This window comes from Psychrobacter sp. TB15 (assembly GCF_000511655.1).
Taxonomy (GTDB): domain Bacteria; phylum Pseudomonadota; class Gammaproteobacteria; order Pseudomonadales; family Moraxellaceae; genus Psychrobacter; species Psychrobacter submarinus.
Window position 1 is genome coordinate 1 of sequence record NZ_AYXN01000039.1, and the last position, 20,512, is coordinate 20,512.

Annotated in this window: 17 protein-coding genes; 6 read left to right on the forward strand and 11 right to left on the reverse strand. The window is 47.0% G+C overall.

Annotation, left to right across the window (positions count from 1 at the left end; translation table 11 throughout):
* Positions 1–21 precede the first annotated feature (21 nt).
* Together tuf and rimI are read left to right on the forward strand one after the other, a co-directional pair.
* Entirely contained in the window at positions 22–1,212 is a 1,191-nt protein-coding gene (tuf, locus tag W234_RS0109700; protein WP_025644530.1) for an elongation factor Tu, read from the forward strand.
* Positions 1,213–1,397: 185 nt separating this feature from the next.
* Positions 1,398–1,889, forward strand: a complete 492-nt coding sequence (gene rimI, locus W234_RS0109705; protein ID WP_025646662.1) for a ribosomal protein S18-alanine N-acetyltransferase — start codon at positions 1,398–1,400, stop codon at positions 1,887–1,889.
* A 2-nt stretch (positions 1,890–1,891) separates the two neighbouring features.
* On the opposite strand, the gene W234_RS0109710 is transcribed toward rimI, so the two are convergent.
* The 3 genes from W234_RS0109710 to trxB form a co-directional block, all read right to left on the reverse strand.
* On the reverse strand, positions 1,892–2,335 hold the full coding sequence (locus W234_RS0109710; RefSeq protein WP_025646663.1) for a MerR family transcriptional regulator: 444 nt from the start codon (positions 2,333–2,335) through the stop codon (positions 1,892–1,894).
* 67 nt (positions 2,336–2,402) lie between these two features.
* A complete protein-coding gene (aat, locus tag W234_RS0109715) occupies positions 2,403–3,209 on the reverse strand; it encodes a leucyl/phenylalanyl-tRNA--protein transferase (RefSeq protein WP_025646664.1) in 807 nt (268 codons plus the stop codon).
* 41 nt (positions 3,210–3,250) lie between these two features.
* Entirely contained in the window at positions 3,251–4,264 is a 1,014-nt protein-coding gene (trxB, locus tag W234_RS0109720) for a thioredoxin-disulfide reductase (protein WP_025646665.1), read from the reverse strand.
* A 463-nt stretch (positions 4,265–4,727) separates the two neighbouring features.
* Here trxB and W234_RS0109730 point away from each other — a divergent pair, with 463 nt between their 5' ends.
* Both W234_RS0109730 and W234_RS0109735 read left to right on the forward strand, forming a co-directional pair.
* Positions 4,728–8,168 carry a DNA translocase FtsK gene (locus W234_RS0109730; protein ID WP_037059604.1) on the forward strand — a complete coding sequence of 1,147 codons (3,441 nt, stop codon included), beginning with the start codon at positions 4,728–4,730 and terminating at the stop codon, positions 8,166–8,168.
* A gap of 142 nt (positions 8,169–8,310) precedes the next feature.
* On the forward strand, positions 8,311–9,804 hold the full coding sequence (locus W234_RS0109735) for an amidase (RefSeq protein ID WP_025646667.1): 1,494 nt from the start codon (positions 8,311–8,313) through the stop codon (positions 9,802–9,804).
* A gap of 15 nt (positions 9,805–9,819) precedes the next feature.
* On the opposite strand, the gene W234_RS0109740 is transcribed toward W234_RS0109735, so the two are convergent.
* Positions 9,820–10,710, reverse strand: coding sequence for a DODA-type extradiol aromatic ring-opening family dioxygenase (locus W234_RS0109740; protein ID WP_084212654.1), 891 nt, complete (start codon positions 10,708–10,710; stop codon positions 9,820–9,822).
* A gap of 65 nt (positions 10,711–10,775) precedes the next feature.
* Positions 10,776–11,264 (reverse strand): 23S rRNA (pseudouridine(1915)-N(3))-methyltransferase RlmH, encoded by a 489-nt coding sequence (gene rlmH, locus W234_RS0109745; RefSeq protein ID WP_025646669.1) that lies wholly within the window; start codon positions 11,262–11,264, stop codon positions 10,776–10,778.
* Between the two features lie 198 nt (positions 11,265–11,462).
* Here rlmH and W234_RS0109750 point away from each other — a divergent pair, with 198 nt between their 5' ends.
* Positions 11,463–11,909 carry a DUF2147 domain-containing protein gene (locus W234_RS0109750; RefSeq protein WP_025646670.1) on the forward strand — a complete coding sequence of 149 codons (447 nt, stop codon included), beginning with the start codon at positions 11,463–11,465 and terminating at the stop codon, positions 11,907–11,909.
* A gap of 115 nt (positions 11,910–12,024) precedes the next feature.
* Here W234_RS0109750 and W234_RS0109755 read toward each other — a convergent pair whose 3' ends face one another.
* From W234_RS0109755 to dapC, 6 genes are all read right to left on the reverse strand, one after another.
* Entirely contained in the window at positions 12,025–12,570 is a 546-nt protein-coding gene (locus W234_RS0109755; RefSeq protein ID WP_025646671.1) for a DUF421 domain-containing protein, read from the reverse strand.
* A 263-nt stretch (positions 12,571–12,833) separates the two neighbouring features.
* Positions 12,834–13,298, reverse strand: a complete 465-nt coding sequence (locus W234_RS0109760) for an ABZJ_00895 family protein (RefSeq protein WP_025646672.1) — start codon at positions 13,296–13,298, stop codon at positions 12,834–12,836.
* Between the two features lie 47 nt (positions 13,299–13,345).
* Positions 13,346–15,382 (reverse strand): D-alanyl-D-alanine carboxypeptidase/D-alanyl-D-alanine-endopeptidase, encoded by a 2,037-nt coding sequence (locus tag W234_RS0109765; RefSeq protein ID WP_025646673.1) that lies wholly within the window; start codon positions 15,380–15,382, stop codon positions 13,346–13,348.
* Between the two features lie 95 nt (positions 15,383–15,477).
* Positions 15,478–16,083, reverse strand: a complete 606-nt coding sequence (locus W234_RS0109770) for a 3'-5' exonuclease (protein ID WP_025646674.1) — start codon at positions 16,081–16,083, stop codon at positions 15,478–15,480.
* 68 nt (positions 16,084–16,151) lie between these two features.
* A complete protein-coding gene (locus W234_RS0109775; RefSeq protein ID WP_025646675.1) occupies positions 16,152–18,077 on the reverse strand; it encodes a DUF294 nucleotidyltransferase-like domain-containing protein in 1,926 nt (641 codons plus the stop codon).
* A gap of 181 nt (positions 18,078–18,258) precedes the next feature.
* Positions 18,259–19,509 carry a succinyldiaminopimelate transaminase gene (dapC, locus tag W234_RS0109780; RefSeq protein ID WP_025646676.1) on the reverse strand — a complete coding sequence of 417 codons (1,251 nt, stop codon included), beginning with the start codon at positions 19,507–19,509 and terminating at the stop codon, positions 18,259–18,261.
* A 263-nt stretch (positions 19,510–19,772) separates the two neighbouring features.
* Here dapC and W234_RS0109785 point away from each other — a divergent pair, with 263 nt between their 5' ends.
* Positions 19,773–20,474 carry a hypothetical protein gene (locus W234_RS0109785; protein ID WP_025646677.1) on the forward strand — a complete coding sequence of 234 codons (702 nt, stop codon included), beginning with the start codon at positions 19,773–19,775 and terminating at the stop codon, positions 20,472–20,474.
* Positions 20,475–20,512: the final 38 nt, after the last annotated feature.

Below are 20,512 nucleotides of genomic sequence, written 5' to 3' on the forward strand. Positions count from 1 at the left end.
CCAATAAAAAAGGATACACTCATGGCAAAGGCCAAGTTTGAACGCAACAAGCCCCACGTCAACGTCGGCACCATCGGACACGTTGACCATGGTAAAACCACACTAACTGCCGCAATCGCAACTGTAGCAGCAAAAACCTCAGGCGGCGAAGCCAAAGACTACGCGTCAATTGACTCAGCCCCTGAAGAAAAAGCACGTGGCATCACCATCAACACCTCACACGTAGAGTATGACACCGAAACTCGTCACTACGCCCACGTTGATTGCCCAGGTCACGCCGATTATGTCAAAAACATGATCACCGGTGCCGCTCAAATGGACGGCGCAATCCTAGTCGTATCAGCAACTGACGGCCCAATGCCACAAACTCGTGAGCACATCTTGCTATCACGTCAGGTAGGCGTACCATACATCATCGTCTTCATGAACAAATGTGACCTAGTAGACGACGAAGAATTGCTAGAGCTTGTAGAAATGGAAGTTCGTGAACTTCTTAACGACTACGACTTCCCAGGCGACGACACCCCAATCATGAAAGGCTCAGCCACCCAAGCCCTAAAAGGCGACGACGGCAAATACGGCGAACCAGCTGTCGTAGAACTACTAGAAACCCTAGACAGCTACATCCCAGAGCCTGAGCGTGACATCGACAAAGCATTCCTAATGCCAATCGAAGACGTCTTCTCAATCTCAGGTCGTGGTACCGTAGTAACTGGCCGTGTTGAATCTGGTATCGTAAAAGTTGGTGACGAAATCGAAATCGTCGGTATCCGTGACACTCAAAAAACCACCTGTACTGGTGTTGAGATGTTCCGTAAGCTACTAGACGAAGGCCGTGCAGGTGAGAACTGTGGTGTACTACTCCGTGGTACCAAGCGTGAAGACGTACAACGTGGCCAAGTACTAGCTAAGCCAGGTTCAATCACCCCGCACACCAACTTCGATGCTGAAGTATACGTACTATCAAAAGAAGAAGGTGGTCGTCACACGCCATTCCTAAACGGCTATCGTCCACAGTTCTACTTCCGTACTACTGACGTAACTGGCGCAATCCAATTACAAGACGGTACTGAAATGGTTATGCCTGGTGACAACGTTGAGATGAGCGTTGAGCTTATCCACCCAATCGCTATGGACAAAGGCCTACGTTTCGCTATCCGTGAAGGTGGCCGTACTGTAGGTGCTGGTGTGGTTGCAAGCGTAAGCAACTAATAGCCAATGCTTTAGTAATCAGTTTTAAGATTACTAAAACATGAAAGCCGCTCTCTTTGTTGAGGGTGGCTTTTTTTGTGGGTGGCTATATTTTTTATAGGTAGTAACAAGAGTTAAGATAGTCTTTACACGGCTATACTAATAGTTGTATTTATTAATAATGATTAAAGGTAGGAGAGGGAGTGGTGCTAACCATAGAGTTACTCAATAAACACTTATTTAAAGCCCAAAGCATTATCCAAGCTGTTGCCGATATCGAAGCTCTTATACAACCGCAAGATGCTTGGAGTTATCAGACTCTAGTAGACTTACTTGAGCAAGATAGCATTGATTTATTAGTCGTTTATCAAAGCGATGCAGTCGTTGGCTACTGTCTTTATCGAATGATGTTCGAGCAGGCAGAAATCTTGCGTATAGGCACGCACCCTAATTATCAGCGCCAAGGTATCGCTTCAAAACTATTCGCTAGGTTAAATCAGCAGCTACAAGCGTTAACTGTTGAGAGTTTATTATTAGAAGTGCGGGCAGATAATTTGCCAGCGATAGCTCTGTATGAGCAGCAAGGCTTTGAGACGATCCATCAGCGCAAAGGCTATTATAAAACGGCACACAAGCCTGCTGTCGATGCGTTGATTATGCAGCTTAATTATAAAAACAAAGCAGATAGGAGTGGATAAGGTTATCGATGATAAGGCAGCTTAGAGCTGTTATTCTTGCAGTCCTCTATAGAAGGTACATAATTCTCATCTTCTTGCATACGCGTCAGCAGAGTAATACGCTGAGTTAGCATCTCCACCATCAGGTTGATATTGGCTTGTTGTTTTTTGACTTGTTCTAGTTTTTGCTGAGTGACTAGCAGTTGCTCATCAAGGTTTAGATTACCATCGTAATAGTCATCCAAGCTATTTTTTATCTCCGTTAGGGTAAAGCCGATAGCCTGCGCGCTTTTGATCAGCTCAATACGTTCAATACATTCAGGATGAAACTCAGTATAAAGCCGCGAACCTGCTTGCCGCTTACGAGACCTCAGCAGACCTAGCTCGTCATAATGACGCACGGTATCTTTGGTGGTATTGGCTCTTTTGGCCAAAGCTCCTATGAGTAAAAACGCAGTATCTGGCATCGCAGTCTCTTTGTGTTTGTCAATCTTATCGATTAAATGTCGTCCATTTTGAGCTATTAGTAGCAGTTTAGAGTGGCCAAAATTTTGAATACCCATTAGAGCTATCAAGCTGAGCCACAGGCATTGGCTGATGGGGTTGAATGGGCCAGCTAATAGCGCCTTTGTGTAATAAACGCTCCAGCTGCGCTAAAAACTGATGGCGGCCAAGAGTAGTCGCGCCTAAGCTTAGTAGATGGTCATTAGTCAGCTGACAATCGACTAACGCTACGCCGCTATCAATGCAGAGCTGCATCAAACCCCAAAACGCTAATTTTGAGGCGTTAGAGGCGCGATGAAACATCGACTCACCAAAGTAGATGTGGCCAATCTTTAGTCCATAGAGCCCGCCTATCAGCTGTCCATTCTCATCCCACACCTCGACGCTATGAGCGAAACCATAGCGATGGAGCTCGGTATAAGCCTCGATCATCTCCTGATGAATCCAAGTGTGCTCACCCTCAGGCAGTCCATTACTACGTGGCAAACTACAAGCATGGATGACTTCATCGAACGCTTGATTGACCGTCAACTGCCAACGCGAGCGCCGAGCTTGCTTACGTAGCGATTTGCTGGGCTGATAGTCGCTTGGCACAATGACACAGCGCGGCTCCGGGCACCACCAAGCAATAGGCTCATCTTCATTAAACCAAGGAAAGAGCCCTTGCGCATACGCCGATATCAGCGTCTCAGGCGCCAGATCACCGCCTAGCGCTACTACGCCATAGCCATCAGGATCGACCGCGTTGGGATTGGGAAAGTCATAACGCCCAAGACTTTTAATGGTTTTATAAAAAGTCTCAGGCGTCATGTTGTGTATATTAAGCTTATTGAGCATATAGGTTATTATTTCACTCAGTCTTTTGGCGATTGCTTTGTCTAATCTATCGTCAAAGTCGAGGCGTAAGTGTGATCAGCAGCAACTGTTTCACCCATAGCGTCCAGATATTTCTCAGCATCGAGAGCAGCCATACAGCCAGTTCCTGCTGAGGTAATGGCTTGACGATAAACATGATCAGCAACGTCGCCTGCGGCATATACGCCTTCAATACTAGTTTGGGTAGCGTTACCATTGATACCGCTATTGACGATAATATAACCATCATTCATCTCAAGCTGGCCTTTGAACATGTCAGTGTTGGGCTTATGACCAATAGCGATGAATATACCATGGATATCTAGCTGTTTGGTTGTGCCATCTTCGGTGGATTCGATAACGACGCCATTGACGCCCATATCATCACCAACGACTTCGCGAACGGTATGATTCCACTCGATTTTGACATTGCCATTTTTGGCTTTTTCAAACAGCTTGTCTTGCAAGATCTTCTCAGAGCGTAGGCTATCGCGGCGATGCACTAAAGTCACTTCTGAGGCAATATTGGATAGATATAGCGCTTCTTCAACCGCCGTATTACCACCGCCAATGACCGCGACTTTTTGATCTTTATAAAAGAAACCATCACAAGTGGCACAAGCAGATACGCCCAAGCCTTTGAACTTCTCTTCTGACTCTAAGCCGAGATACTGCGCTGAGGCACCAGTTGAGATAATGAGCGCATCGCAAGTGTAGCTGCCATTATTACCAATCAAAGTAAAAGGGCGCTCCGTTAGTTGTACTTCATTAATATGATCATAGACCAGCTCGGTACCGAAACGTTCGGCATGCGCTTTCATGCGATCCATCAGCGCCGGACCTGTTAAATCGTGAGCATCACCTGGCCAGTTGTCGACTTCAGTGGTGGTCGTCAGCTGTCCACCGACTTCGAGACCGGTAATCATGACCGGCTTGAGGTTAGCACGCGCAGCATAGACAGCAGCGGCATAACCTGCGGGGCCTGAGCCTAAGATAATGAGTTTTTCGTGACGCGGCGCTGTAGTGTCAGTTGCCATAACATATTCCTTACTAATGGTTTAATGATCTAGTTATAGATATAAAGCGTTATAAGTTATTAAAATGAAAAATAAAAAATTGCGACTAAAGTAGTTTGTTAAAGTGCGATGTGATAATAACATAAGGGCAGCGGGCAAAAAGTGCAAGTTTGCTAAAACAAACATCGCTATGATTAGAACTAAACGACACCTCAAAATTAAAGCCCGCTTTCTTAATACACAGTCACCACTTTGGCTAGGTATTTGTTATCATAAGCAGTGATAGCAAAAGCAGTAAAAGCCGCAGTAAAAGCTATAGAAACAGCGACTTGTAAATATAAAGTCATATGGATTGAGCTTTACTGACAGTGAGCTGGAAAGTTAAAAATTTAGAAATTAAGCATAAAAACACCTAAGCACGATTGTCAGCAATCGTGTATTACCATTTATTTAGTATCAATATATTGATAAAGGCAGATCCTACGTGATATCAGCAGCAGTTATAGACTATTTAAAAAAAGGGATATTTACCATTCTTGGGCTAATGCTAGCAGTCTATCTGTTCATTATCTTGGTGACGTATACCGGGAATGATCCTAGCTGGTCACATATCAGTAGCGATATGACAACCATCAATAATATGGGCGGCGCGACAGGTGCGTGGTTGTCTGACTTGCTTTATAGCTTTTTTGGCTATAGCGCGTGGTGGCTGCTGGTATTTATGGTTTATGAGTCTATCCTGATTTGGTGGAATAACAAACCTACCTTTTGGATATTACGTTTGGTGGCTTATGTCTTTTTGCTGCTGAGCGCTAGCGCTTTATTCGCGCAATTAATAGCATTAATCCAGCAAGTGGCAGACCCGGTGACATCAGGTCTCAAGGGCGTCGCTGGTGGTATCATCGGGCTTGAGCTACAGGCACGCTTAGCGCTGTTATTAACGAAATGGGGTAGCCTGTTATTTTTGAGTGTTTTTGTAGTAGTGACGGCCACTTTTGCTTTTAACATTCATTGGTTATCGTTATATCGTAAATTGACTGATCTGCATTGGCTCGGTTCTGGCATAGGCAGTACAGCTAGTACAGTCTCTGATACTGACCAAGCTTTGGATAGCGGTGCCTTGACCCGCGATGATGGCATTGATGTGACCGATCAAAGCAGCGCTGCCCCTACGCCAGCTGCAGACTATGAACAGCTACCACTTGAGCTGCAACAAGAGTCTAGCACCGCTGCCCAAGATAGCGGCCGCTTTAGCCATGTGTTGACTGACTTTTTAGCTAAGTCAGGACTGGGCGCTAGCGTCAAAGAGGCGATAGCAAATGCTGAAGCGGCGACTAATAAAGCTGCGAGCGATCATCTACAGCCCGCTACTGCTACCGCGAATACGCAGAACGCTCATGAGCTGGCTCATCCGCGCCAACAAAACACTAGCGCCGCTACTGCGCCGCTACGCAAAGTTGAGCCAAGCTTTGCTTGGAATGATGACGAAACGGTAGCTGACTTGCTCGCGCGTGATGCCGCTATCGAGCAAGCAGAGCAGGGCGGTCCAATCGAGCACATGACTCATTCAGAATCTAAGCAAACAACGCTTGATGAGCCAAAAGAGATAACTGAGACTGCTGCTAGCGATGCTAATGATGCAGAAATGCATCGAGCAAACGCTACCATCAATAATGAAGGTCATGATGAATCAGCCAATACTGATACTCATGATGAGGTATTAGAAAGCAAAGCAGTACCAGCAATGTCAGCTCAGGTTGATGATCTAGCTGATGCTTGGTTGGCTGAGCATAGCACTGTCGAAGCTAGTATCGCTAAACCTAGTATCGCTAAACCTAACACTGCTGAACAAACCGTAAGCGCTCCTCAAGCTTCAACTACTCAGCAGGCTGATGCTGAGTTAGAGCCCATGCAAACCACTGGTACTGAAACCACTGACACTGAAATAACTAAAGCCGAAATAAATAACATCGAGACAAATAACAGACAGACAGCAGCTAGCGAAAATAATGCGATTGAATCAGCTGTGGCTGCGAATCCTATAACGAAACCTACAGTTGCAACCGCACCGGTAACAGAAAGCGCAGCTACGAAAGCGACATCAATAGCTAGCCCTGCTGGTGAGCCAGTGCCGACAGCCAGTGCCTCCTCGCTTACAGATATGACCCCAACCAATACGCCGCCGTCCAATCCAAAAGAAGCGCCTAAAGCGCAGGAAACGACTGAGGAATTACCGGAAGAGTCAGCACCAGTGACAAAACCTACGGTAAGCTTTGCGGTACCTGATGACGATGCGAGTAATCTCATTACTGATATGATGCCGGAAGACAATAGTCCGGCAAGTAATGAGGACTTGGATGAGCCAGTCATGCCGGATATTCATGATGATGACGCTTTCACTAAGCGCTCAAGATCAATGCAAACCGCTCAGTACCGCAGTAGTCTCAGTAAAATCCCAGAGCTGTCCATTCTCGATGAGCCTGATCCTGATCGCAAGCCGAGCTATACCGAAGCCGAGCTTGAGCAATTATCAGAGCTACTAGAGATCAAGCTGCAAGAGTTCAATGTCAAAGCCGAGGTTGTCCAAGCAATTCCAGGACCAGTCGTCACCCGCTTCGAAGTTGATCTTGCTGCCGGTATCAAAGCCAGTAAAGTCACCGGTATCGCGCGCGATTTGGCTCGTTCGTTATCTATGGCATCATTACGCGTGGTCGAGGTCATCCCAGGTAAGCCTTATATCGGCATCGAAGTACCTAATAAGCAGCGCGAGATGGTACGTTTGATTGAGTTATTAAATACCGATAAGTATAAAGACCCTAGCGCGCAAATCAGCATGGCGATGGGTAAAGACATCGGCGGCAAGCCTATCATTACTGATCTGGCACGCGCGCCGCATATGTTAGTCGCCGGTACCACAGGCTCTGGTAAGTCGGTACTGGTGAACTCTATGCTGCTCTCTATGCTACTGAAATACACCCCTAATGAGCTCAGACTGATCCTCATTGATCCTAAGCAGCTTGAGCTGGCCAATTATAATGAGATTCCTCATTTGCTGACGCCTGTGGTGACTGATATGACAGAGGCGGCCAGTAGCTTGTCTTGGTGTGTGGCAGAGATGGAGCGCCGCTATCAGCTGATGAGCCTGCTAAAGGTGCGTAAACTTAATGAGTTTAATAAGAAAGTCCTCGCCGCTGAAAAAGCAGGTAAGCCAATGCTCGATCCCTTATGGCGGCCCAATGATAATGTCAGTATCGATCAAGCGCCTAAGCTTAAAACATTACCGATGATCGTCATCGTCGCCGATGAGTTTGCTGATATGATTATGCAAGTCGGCAAACAAGCCGAAGAGTTAATCACCCGCTTAGCGCAAAAATCACGGGCTTCTGGTATTCACTTAATGCTAGCGACTCAGCGTCCTTCAGTTGATGTGATTACCGGTCTGATCAAAGCCAATATTCCCGTACGTGCGGCTCTACGCGTCAACTCAAAAGTCGATTCGCGTACGATACTAGATAGTGGCGGCGCTGAAGACATGCTCGGTAATGGCGATATGCTGTTCTTAGGGCCAGGTCAAATTGAGCCAGACCGCGTGCATGGCGCTTATGTTAGTGATGAGGAAGTCAACCGTGTCTGTGATGCCTGGCGTGAGCGCGGCGCTCCAGATTATATCGATAATATGGCGGACAACTTTGAGTTATCAAGCTCTGGCGGTGGTAGCTCTGGTGGCAGCGCGTCGGGCGAAGATGACGATCTTTATGATGAAGCAGTGGCCTTTATTATGGAGACGCGCAAAGTCTCCGCCTCGTCCATTCAGCGCAAATTTAGTATCGGTTATAACCGCGCGGCGCGTATCGTAGACTCAATGGAGGAGGCCGGTCTGGTCAGCTCTATGGGTAAAAGCGGTAAGCGTGAGCTGCTGATGTAGCTGCAATTAGATTGGGTTTATCTAGCAAAAAACGAGTCACGAGAGTGGCTCGTTTTTTTGTTGTACATTGTGTTCTCGCCTAATTCTGGGCTATAGTGTTTGCTGATAGGTTTTACAACCAACAGCTATGCAAGGATGCTTTATGTTTAAAGAATACACCCAATATGACGCGCTAGGCTTAGCAGATCTCGTCAGCAAAGGCGAAGTCAGCGCCAAAGAATTGCTTGATAGTGCCGTTGCACGCGCCAACAAGCTCAACCCCAAACTCAATGCCATAATTCACCGTTTCGATGAGCGCGCTTACGATCAGGCGCAAGCAGGGCTACCATCTGGTGCGTTTACAGGCGTGCCTTATTTACTCAAAGACTTATCATACAGCTTCGAGGGCGAGCCTTTGACCATGGGTAGCCGTAGCGTTAATATTCAGTCAGATTATGATAGTGAAATTGTCAAACGTATGAAGGCCACAGGAGTCAATACCTTTGGCAAGACCAATACGCCTGAGTTTGGACTGATTATTACCACTGAGCCCAAAGCGCATGGTGCCACTCATAATCCGTTTAAAAAAGGCTATAGCTCGGGCGGCTCATCGGGTGGTAGCGCGGCAGCCGTAGCAAGTGGTATCGTACCCATGGCAGGCGCGGGTGACGGCGGCGGCTCTATTCGTTTCCCAGCGGCTTGGTGCGGCGCGTTTGGTCTCAAACCTAGCCGCGGTCGTAACCCAATGGGTCCTAAAGTAGGAGAAGGTTGGGAAGGCGCGGTTGCTGATCACGTGATTACCCGCAGTGTGCGTGATAGTGCTGCGATGCTTGATGCCACGAGCGGGGCCGAGGTTGGTGCGCCGTTCGTGATTGCACCGCCCGAAGGTAGCTTTTTAGAGGCGGCGATGCGCGCACCTAAGCCGCTGACCATTGCGCTGCATCAGCAGCCGCTGATTGCTGGTACAGTAGTGGATAAAGAGGTGCTAGCGGTACTCGAGCAAACGGCTAAGCAGTTAGAGGCCATGGGGCATCGCGTGGTACCTGCCGAGCCGAATATCAACATAGAGCAGTTTTGGCATGATTTTATGGTGGTCGTCTGTACTCATACCGCCTTTACTATCGATAATATTGAGCGCCACTATGGTGCTCATCACGTCAAAAAGCTAGAACCTCAAACTCAAAACATGGCGCTACTAGGACGCTCGCTATCCGCAGTTGATTTAGCGCACGCTAAGCAAGGCTGGCACAATAGCCAATATCAGACCGGATTGTTATTAGAAACTTATGACATGATTTTGTGTCCGACCGTACCGACGCCAGCGGTCAAACACGGTGTACTGCCACCAAGCGTGATGGATGAGATGCTGATGCGCAGCGCTGAGCTGCTTAATAAAGGTATCGATATGGGCAAGTATGCCTTTAGCTCTGGCATGATAGAGAAGCTTAGCCATCCGGTACTCAGTAAAATGGCCTTTACCTTATTAGGTAATGTCACAGGCTTGCCTGCAGTTTCTGTACCCGTCGGCATGAGCAAAAAAGGCTTACCTATTGGCATGCAGCTGATCGGGCGTATGAATGATGAGACGACACTATTTAGTGTGGCAGGAGAGATGGAACGCGCTGGCATGTTTACTAAACCAGCGTTTGCAAAATAGGTAGATAAGAAGACGCTAATCGAAGCGGTAAATATCCATTCCTAAGCTATGATGCGCCATGCTTTGATGCACGACACTGACGCGTTGACCCGCACCTAAAGCAAAAAACAGCGGCAATAGGTGCTCATCGCTTGGATGGATATCTTTGTAATTGGGATATCGCTGCCAATTTAAGGCGGTAGGGATATCAGTTTTGAGCTGCTGCAATAACCAGAGCTTAAAATCCTTTGCCGTCTTATCAATGCTATCAGCTTCCCAGCGCATTGCTTGTAGATTATGAGTAATGTTGCCCGAGCCGATGATTAGAATTTGCTGCTCGCGCAGACGAGCAAGCTGCGCGCCCAATTGATAGCATGCTATGCTGTCATAATGCTGTGGTAGCGATATTTGTACCACAGGTACATCGGCATTAGGATAGAGATGACGAAGCGGTGACCAAACGCCATGATCGCTGGCTCGTAGCGGATTCGCTGCAGTATTGATACCGCGCGTGCTGAGCTGCTGCGCTAAAGACTCAGCAAGAGCGGCATGTCCTAAAGCTGGGTATTGTAGTTCGTGTAACTGTTGATTAAAACCTGAAAAGTCGTGCCAAGTCTTGGGCTGCGGGTTACTGCTAATCTCAAGCTGAGTAGATACCCAGTGCGCTGACATAATGATAATGGCGCGCGGCTTAGGTAGGTTTTGTCCGATACGTGCAAGCGCACTGGTCGTCGCTGACTGCTCGATAGCTAAGGTCGGCGCGCCATGTGAGATAAATAAAGCAGGCAGTTTGGCCGCGTTAGTCAAGCCTATAGGCGCATCTGACCAAGCCGCCGCACCACTGATAGGCGCAGTGGCATTCAGGCTTTCATGATGCAAGCTGTGATTTAGCGGGCTTGTGGCTGTAGCTGACTTTGATTGATTCATGTCAGCTTTATTAGGGCAGATTCGCGTTTTTCAATCCGCTTGGCTGTTTTCGCTTAGCTCTGGTGCTAGTTGCCGCGGTGATAAGGATGATTGTTATTGATACTCATCGCGCGATACAGCTGCTCCATCAGCACGACGCGCACTAGCGGGTGCGGTAACGTGAGCGCGGATAATGACCAGATCATATCAGCCTTTGCCAGTACAGCAGGTGAGACGCCATCAGCGCCGCCTATCACGAGCGCCACATCCATGCCTTGCGGCATTACATCGGCAAGCTTATCTGCCAACTTCTCAGTTGAGAGCATCTTGCCTTTAACATCGAGCACCCATAACTGCTCATGACCTGAAGCGTTATGCGCCGCCAGTATCGCCTGTCCTTCTTGCTCACGGTACTGAGCGAGATTAGCGGTCGAGGGGTTTTTTGCGCGTTTTGCCGCCGCAATCTCCACAATGTCTGTGCTAATCATAGGCTGGATACGTTTGAAGTATTCATCAAACCCGGTCTGTATCCATTTAGGCATCTTATTGCCGACGCTCAGTATTCTTATTTTCATGACAGTTAGCACTCCAATAATTGAGTAAAAATAACAAAAGAAGTCTACGCTTAAGTTAATGTAACAAACAAGCCTTTTACCTGCCTTTTTTTATGCTTAACTAGCATTCGACAAACAATAGTTTGTTTTGCCACTAACCTGTCACTGGGTTATCTTTTTTATGGAGTTAATTAAAAGTTTTTACGAAAAGAGTCGTTTATGAACCGTACTATATTAAGCACATTCACCTTAACTGCAGCAGCATTGCTGTCTACTTCTGTGTTTGCCGCCTCGCTAGATGGCACTCAGTGGCAAACAGTCGATGACAAAACCGGCGAAAAAAAAGCCATCATTCAGTTAAATGAAAAAGGTGGCAAAGTCTCCGGCAAAATCATCAAGGTACTCGATAAACAAAAAGCAAAGGCAGTCTGTACTAAATGTTCCGGCAGCCTAAAAAACAAACCAGTCGAAGGGCTGCAGATTCTAACAGGTCTAAAAGCGGACGGTAATAATCAGTGGAGCCATGGCAAGCTGGTTGATCCGGAGTCTGGCAAAGTCTACTCAGGAAAAATCACCTTAAGCGACAATGGTCAGAGCTTAGATCTGCGCGGCTACGTGGGTACGCCTTTGTTTGGTCGCTCACAGACTTGGCAGCGTATCAAATAATCGGCGTAAACAGATATAAATAAAAAGGAGGATTAATCATTATTAGTCCTCCTTTTCTATGCTGACTCTTTGGAATAAGCAACAAAGCTATAACGAAGTTCTCATGACCAGCGCATTACGGCTGCCTTATAAGCGGCTCTAAAGTGTCACTAGGATCAGTGTTGTCGGTGTCATTAGGGCCATCGTGCTTTCTAGGGATGACGCTGAGCACAGCTTCAGACTCTAAGACGATAGCTTCGACATCATTTATATTATGGATACCTTCTTTACGCATCGCACTTTCAAGTTCTTGCCGAGTGAGCCGTTCCTCAAGCATCGCCGTTGTCAAAAACTCTCCTTGATAAAACAAAATACGCGGCTCAGAGAGAATAAGACGACCAAAGTAAGGCGAGTAAGAAGCGTACTTGGTCACCGCATACTGTAATAGATATAGGGTCACAATAGAGGCACTACCTTCAATGAACGGGATTTCCTTGAGCAAGATAGTACTAGCGCCCAACGAGCCGATCATCACCGTCACAATCCAGTCAAAGTTATTGAGCTGCGAGGTTGAGCGCTTACCTGAGACTTTGGTGGTGACGACAATTAAGATGTAGACCAGCACAGCAGTCAGCACAATACGTAAAAGCTTTTCTATATTGTCAAAAAACAGCATATCCATAACGATCACCTCTATTTATATTTCTAGCTACTGATTGCAAACCGCTGTTCGTTAAACGCAGTGCATAATTTGCTCAGCCTAACGGATTTTGTGGCGTAGTCATAGCGCAGTAGGATATAAGTTTTGTATTTACATAGAATTTAGAGACAAACTAATAAAAATCAGCTCATAGCACTGTTTTGACTCATCACATTTTGCGTAGCGGCCAGTCGTTGACAGGCTAGTAGGTTGACGTGTGGAGAGATTGATAGGTTGATCAAAAGCTACTTTGGGCTTAGTAGCCGATTAAACAGCCAAATACCGATGCCAGCGCTGACAAAGGTGAGCAGCACAATCGCGATTAGAGCGAACAACAATGGCAGCGGCTGCTGTAGGCTCATTTCTATAAAGACTTGCCGATTGGCCTCATCAAATAGCCATAGCCAAATAGTAAAAAAGTACAGCGCGTTCAGCAACCAAACAATGCCCGTACCGCCAATAGCTAGTCTGACCATCTCAGCTTTACGTAACGCACGGCTGTAATGTTTGATAAATTTGTGCACGGCAATAAAAGCGCCGACTAAGATAGAGAGTAACGTCACCAATTGCGGATTGAGCGCAATTTGCGTTTGCAGCAGCATTAATAAAGCGCTGGCGAGAATATAACCCACCATAAAAAACCCTAAATACTGCGCGAGTTTGACTGACTGAGCTTTAGAATTACTTAAGTTTGCAGATTTGCGCGACATAACTTTGCCTATATAAACATATTACGAGCTGAACGATACAGCTAAGACTATTTTTCGGCAGTCCAATCAAGCATAGCATCGAGTACCGGGCGTGCCAAATAAGGATTTAGCGCGCTGTCGGTATTTATGATTCCGACTACCGCATAGTCTTGTCCGGACTGTCCTTTGACATAACCTGCCATGGCAGTGACATTGCTTAAAGTGCCGGTTTTTATCCAAGCTCGGCCTATAGCCTTTGACTCTGGCAAGCGTTCGCTATGATGCATAATTGTGCCACTAACTCCGGCAATGCCTAATGAGTTGACATAAGCGTCAAAGCTGGGATGGCGATAGGCAAAGCTCAGTAGCTCATTAAGATTGGCGGCGGTCAGCGTGCAATCGCGACATAGTCCTGAACCATTGGTCAGATACGGCGGGGTAGTGGTCAGATTGGTTTGCCACCAGTCATCGATGCGCGCTAATGCCTGCGGGTAATCAGTCGTTGTTGCTTGCCCAAATTGATACAGGCTAGTAGCGTTTGGTTTAGTATTATTAACGTCAGTTATAGTCTGACCCTTAACAGCGCTGCTATTCGCGGCGCTGTTATTTGTATCAATAATATCTGGGCGCTTAGCATCATAATAACTGCCAATGGAGAGCGCTACTTGCTCAGTCATTACATTATTGGAGAAGTGATTGATATCGTATATTTGCCGCGTCAAATTATAAGAAGGATAACTGACTAGCGGTAAAGGCGATAACGGGAGAGAAGATAAACCATTAGTTGAGTGGTACGCCGCGTAAGGCTTTTCTTGACTGAGTACCTCTCCGCTAAGCGTATTACCAAGCGCCTGCCATTTACTAGCGATGACACGAGCGGCAAAGTCTTTGGCGTCTGGGTGGTTTACATAGAAGACATGCTCACCGCAGCTCTCTGGCAGCTTGGCATTGAGGGCGAGTTTATCTTGTTGCCAGCGCGGCGCTAAGCTATTACGAGCCTGCGAGCAGCGGGCACTGCGAGTGCCTATGTGACTTGGTAACTGGTAATTGGCTAACTGCGGGGTATAAGTGAGCTTTGCTTGTCCATTTGCCATAGGATACGTTCTAATAGCAAGGCTATTAAAGTTCACTAAAAAACCATCTGGACTGGCATTATAAGGGCGCAGAGGGGCGTTATCGAAAGCGGCTGGATCTTTACTGACGTTATTAAATATTGAGCTGTCGACAATGATATCGCCATCGATGTGGCGAATGCCGGTTTTTTGTACTTGATAAAGGAGCTGCTCTAAGCGCGCGTGGGTCATTTTGGGGTCGCCGCTGCCCTGAATGATCAAGTCGCCTTGCAGTCTATCGCCAAGGATGAGGCCGGTATGATAGACCCGAGTAAACCAAACAAAATCTGCGCCTAGTGTGTCGAGTGCCACAAAGCTAGGTATCAGCTTCATAGTGCTGGCAGGGGTGCGCGGGGTATCGATATTATGGCTAATCAGGGGTGTAAGTTGGCGTTTGCCAGTATCTTTGCTCTCGCTATGGCGGACGCTGCGGCTTTCATCGATGGTCAGTACCGGCGGCGGGTTCTCTAAGCTTTGATAAGTGTAAGGGTCGTCGGTATAAGCTTGCAGCTGACGATTCTGTTGCTCGATGGCTTGCTTGTCGACAGCAATGGTTACATTCGCGGCTTTGCTACTATTAACAGAAACATTATCATCGGCAGGATCGTTAACAGGAGCATCACTGGCGCTTGCTGCCACTTTGTCTACGGATACCGTCGTCGAATCCGCGCTATTACGCTCAGCACTGCCCTCAGAATCATTGTTAGAGTTATCATTAGTATCGCTATCGATGACTTCTATAATCGCGGGTAAACGACTCTTGGTTGTATCGCCGAGTGGAGTAATGAGGATACTTATAGTATCAGGGCTGAGCTCGGCTTTGTTTAACGCCGCCTCGATAGAAGCGGGTAGCGCCGCTTGTGAGGTGAGCGGCATTACGCTCAGCATAAGGCCCGTCAATAGCTTTGAGCGCTGGACATGCCGATGGCGACTAGCAGAGTCAGTAGCACAAGAGATAGTAAGCAGATTTGAGAATCTAGATAGTATTGTCATGAGGCATCGAGCTTAAATCGTAAAACGGCTTATAGTAACATGAGTGGCTACGCGAGTCTCAAAAAGCGCATAAAACACAGACTAAAATCGCCCTCTTAGCGCACATGCAAAAAAGCCATAGCGGTCATTAGGGCGTCATTATAAGCATCATGGCTACCAAACTCAGGGATATTATAATGAGCGAGTATTTTGGAGAGTTGCTGTGATGCTTTGGGCGTATTCGGGTCGCGCTCGCCCATACGTTGACTGTATAAGCGTCTAACATCAAGCACTTCATTGGGCAAAGTAGTACCCATATATTGCTTGATTAAGGGATTTAAAAACGCGATGTCTAGCTGCGGACAAAACCCAACGATAGGACGATTACTGATAAAGGGCAGTAGCATGGACAGCATCTCATCATAGCTCAGACCCTGAGCGACATCGGCGCTCCGTAGACCATGAATGATGATAGTATCGCGATTGGGCATGACCGGCGGGCGACAGACTAGATGTAGGCCATTACCAGTATCGATAGTATCGCCATTGATATGAATGGCGGCGACTGAGAGCAAGTGATGCTTACGAGGATTGAGACCCGTCATTTCACAATCTATCGCCACCCATTGATCTTTTATAGGCGGCTCAAACATCGGGGCAAGCTCCGCACGCTGTAGCTTGCTTTTTTGCCATTGGTTTGATAATTGCTTAAGCCAACTCATAAGTGTTTGCTTCTCAATAATAGTGGTAGTCAATAAGCAGTATAGCGCTTACACCGTTTAATTCTGCCTTAACCGATCTCGAGCTGGTAGTGCTGGCGTAGCTGGTTTTTGAAGCTCTTCACGACCGATAAGCACTCTTTTAATACATCGCGCTCAAGCGCCGATAGGGTCATAGGGTCGACTTGCCGAGCATACTTATTATCAGTCGCAAGCGCCACTGCCAAGCGCTGACCCATAAAGAACTCCAATGCTTCGTTTAAAGTGGTCGCTCGCTCTTGATTGAATACTCCAGCTTGCACGAGTGCCCTGAGCCGACCTCTAGTACTAGGCACGTGTAGGATGTCATATTCCAATGCCATACTGCGTATGCCATGCACTAACGGAAACAGGCCAGACTTTTTGAGATCGATAGTGGCGTCATTGGTCTTACCCAACAAAGGCGCAAGGCGCTGCCACCACTGATTGACATCGCCAAACTGCAAAGCCGCGCGCGCGAATTGCCGCACAAACATAGGGTCAGAGTGGCGATGCGCAACTTTGAGATGCTCACGAACTTGAGTCAATAGCGTCTCATCACCGCAAACATATTCGCCATCGAGTATCGCGGACAGATAGATCGCCTGCATCGGATCAGTATTTTGAAACCACCGGCTGATCTGCGCGGTAAACTCCTGTAGCGGTTGTCGCCACATAGGGTTAGTCATCATAATATTACCATCGCACAGCGGATAGCCTAATGCCGCTAATTGCTGATTGAAAGAGTCGGCGAATTCAGCGAGATTTGGATGACTAAAGCCATCGCGTATAATCAGCGCATTGTCTTGATCGGTACGCATGATCTGCTCGCCGCGCCCCTCAGAGCCCATCACGATCACACAAGTGTTGTCAAAGACCTCTTCTGGCACGATAAGCTGCCACAGTTTAGTAAATACCTGCGCATTAAGCGTCTGAACCATGCGGCTGACGTTACCAATCTTGACACCGTTTTGCTGCTGAGCACGAATATAGCGCCCAATCAGCTCGACAGCGGTATCAATACTAGCAAAATCCTTGGCTTGCTCGATCTGAATACTGATCAGCTGCGAGTGCTGACCAATATAGGCAAGCATATTGCTTTGCCCCAAGATACCGGCGACTTGGCCACTATCATCGAGGACGGGTAGCCTATGAATACGGTAGCGAGTCATAGTCAGTAGTGCATCGCCAATCTCACTATCAGCGTTGATAGTACGTAGGTTGAAGCTGGCATAGTCTTGGCAAGGGGTAGTTGCTGGGTCTTGTCTATCGCTGACAGCCCTACAAACATCGGTATCAGTCAAAATCCCTAGCAAACTGTCGCTAATATTATTGGCTTTATCTGCTAGTGGACGCACCAACACGTGCTTCATCTTAGCTTCGGTCATGACCTGTGCCGCTTGCTGTAGGCTAGAAGCTGCCTCAACGATATGTACCGGTAATAAACTCACATCGGTCACTGGCTGCAGCATGATTTGCTGTACTTCTTGCTGGGCGGTGTAGCCACTATGACTCAGCGATAGTTTTTGCGACTTAGTGCTTTGACGCTGCTGTAGGGCCTTGAGCTTTTCGGGTAATTTATCCGAGAGCAGCTGACGCACTAGATGGTTTTGGGCACTAATCTTATCAATAGCCGTACCGTCTATTTGTAGCAGTAGCGTATCTTCAACGGCGCGGTAGTCATAAGAGGAAGAAGGCGAGCGCGTGTTGGTTGCTTTTTTAGGGGTACGGCGGCTATCGAACCAGTCGTTACTGTGAAAGTGGTCGGAGTGATTACTACCGAAGTAGGCCGCGACAAACTCGTCCGCGTAGGTCTGCTCGATTTGACCTTTTATCACCACATAAAAGTAGAGTAAATCATCACTCGTTAAGCGCTCATCGGCAGCTAGATAACGTATCTGCGTGTGTTTTCTGATACTTTGGCGTTCCGCTAAGCTCAACACATCAAAGGGCGGCTGGGTGAAATCAAGTGGGATCATGGCATCATCCGTGATAGCGTTATCAATCCGCTATAGTAATAAATAGGGTCGTTGTCTGATTACTATAGCATTATATAAAAAATAATCCTTAATAATATTAGGGTTATTAAGGATTAGTGACCACATTGGCGCTAACGTTATTTGCCAGTTATTTACTAGTTATTTGCTAGTTATTTGCTAGTTATTTGCTATCAGCCGCGCCAGTCAGTAATTGACGAATACGCTCAATCGCCTCGCGGCTCTCTTCAACGCTTGCTACCAGTGCCATACGCACATATCCTTGTCCAGGGTTTTTACCATTGACCTCGCGGGATAAGTAGCGCCCCGCTAGAGCATGGATATTTGCTTGCTCATAAAGCGCCTTTACAAACGCTTCATCGTCGCCTGCAAATAGCTCCGGCACTTTTACCCAAAAGTAAAACCCAGCATCCGGCATCCGCAGCTCTAATAAATCGCCAAGCTCTGCCATCCACAAGGCAAATTTTTCTTTATATAGCGCTCGATTATGAGCGACATGCTTCTCATCTTGCCAAGCTGCGATAGAGGCGAGCTGATGCGGGATAGGCATAGCGCAGCCTTGATAAGTGCGATACTGCAAGTAAGACTTTAACAGGGCTGCGTCACCTGCGACAAAGCCTGAGCGTAGACCGGGCAAGTTTGAGCGCTTGGACAAGGAGTGAAAAACGATACAGCGCCTAAAATCATCTCGACCAAACGCTGTGCACGCTTGTAATAAGCCGATAGGGGCTTCGTCAAAGTACAGCTCGCTATAACACTCGTCGCTGGCAATGATAAAGCCGTATTTATCAGATAAACGCATGATAAATTCCCAATCGTCCAAACTCATCACTGAGCCTGTTGGATTGTTTGGACTACAGACAAATAGCAGTTGAGTGCGCTCCCAAACCTCAACCGGCACCGAGCGATAATCACCCTTAAAGTTATTGTCTAAGGTACAAGGAACAAAATAAGGCGTCGCCTCGGCCAGTAGCGCCGCTCCCTCATAAATCTGATAAAAAGGATTGGGCATAACCACCATCGGCGGCGACGTCTCTTTGCTATGATTGTCACTATTATTACTGTAGTTGTCACTATGATCGATAACCGCTTGCACAAAACTAAAGATAGCCTCGCGAGTACCCATCACGGGCAGTACTTGCTTATAAGCATCGACATGATGCAAAAAAAAGCGCTTTTCTAACCAGTGCGCTATCGTTTGCCGCAGCTCAAAAGTCCCATTAGTAGTGGGATAACGGCTTAAACTGTCCAAGTTTTGCTGTAGAACGTCCAAAACAAAGGCAGGCGGCTCATGTTTTGGCTCACCAATACCTAGCTTGATTTCGCTGTAGCTTGGATTTGGCTTACTGTTAGCGAGTAGGTCGCTCATTTTGGCAAAAGGATAAGGGTGCAGGGCTTGTAAGTTGTGATTCATAGACGTAGTAACTATAATAGACAATTAATAATAAAGTAATAAAGTAATAAAGTAATAAAGAAAAATAACATTAACGCAGTGTAGCACCTCTCTTATTTTTTGTCTTTTTCTTATCGTGGTTATTCGCTACTGATATAGCAAGGTCGATAGCAGAAATAGCCCACCCTCATTATTTAGAGCGATTGGCAAACGCTTACTTTTTAACCGATAACATCTAATGCGACAAGCAACACGGATTGTGCTCTTTAGAGGACTTAATAATTATGACTAAAAGTTACATAGCTTCTAAACCTGAGAGTAAGAACATGAGCGGTACGGATCTGGATAATAGCGCAAGTACAGCAGTAGAGCATGCGTACGACTCAACACATGCGTGTAAAGTATGTGAACAATTAAAGAGCCGTGAGCAGCAGTGGTGGCAAGCGCGTCAACGTCTCATAGATCTCAAAGAGCGGCAGATGTTTTGGTTCGGTGATAATAGCCTAATGATGTGGCTGCTTTGGCAGTTAGTCAGCTATGTCGTCGTAGCGATTGTGCTTATGCTGGCAAGCAAGACGCTTAGTTTCTCGCTGTCTATCCAGCAATATGTGCTGATATTCGCCTTACAGACTTTAGTCTTTATCGCCGCGCTTGTCTTTAAGGGTAATCTGGCCAATCTGCTACAAAATAAGATACATAGAGCGCAGCTGAAGCGAGAGCAGTCCTTTAATGAGATGATGGTGCTTGCCTCAGATAGTCTGTTTCCTAATGTACATGCTGAGGCACCGCTGTCACTACAGCGCATCTACGAGAACAATCATCACCAGTTGCGGCTCGTGAGCTTACATGCATTGCTCAACCATGAAATCGATGCGGGCAGACTCATCTTACAGCAGCAAACTCATGCTGATGTCTTACCCTTAGATCTGGCTGAAGATGAGCTCAATGATGTCGCTAACGACATTGTTTATCATCCAGCGCCGTAAAACCACGTCCTTCTAGGGCGTGGATATCAGGCATCAGT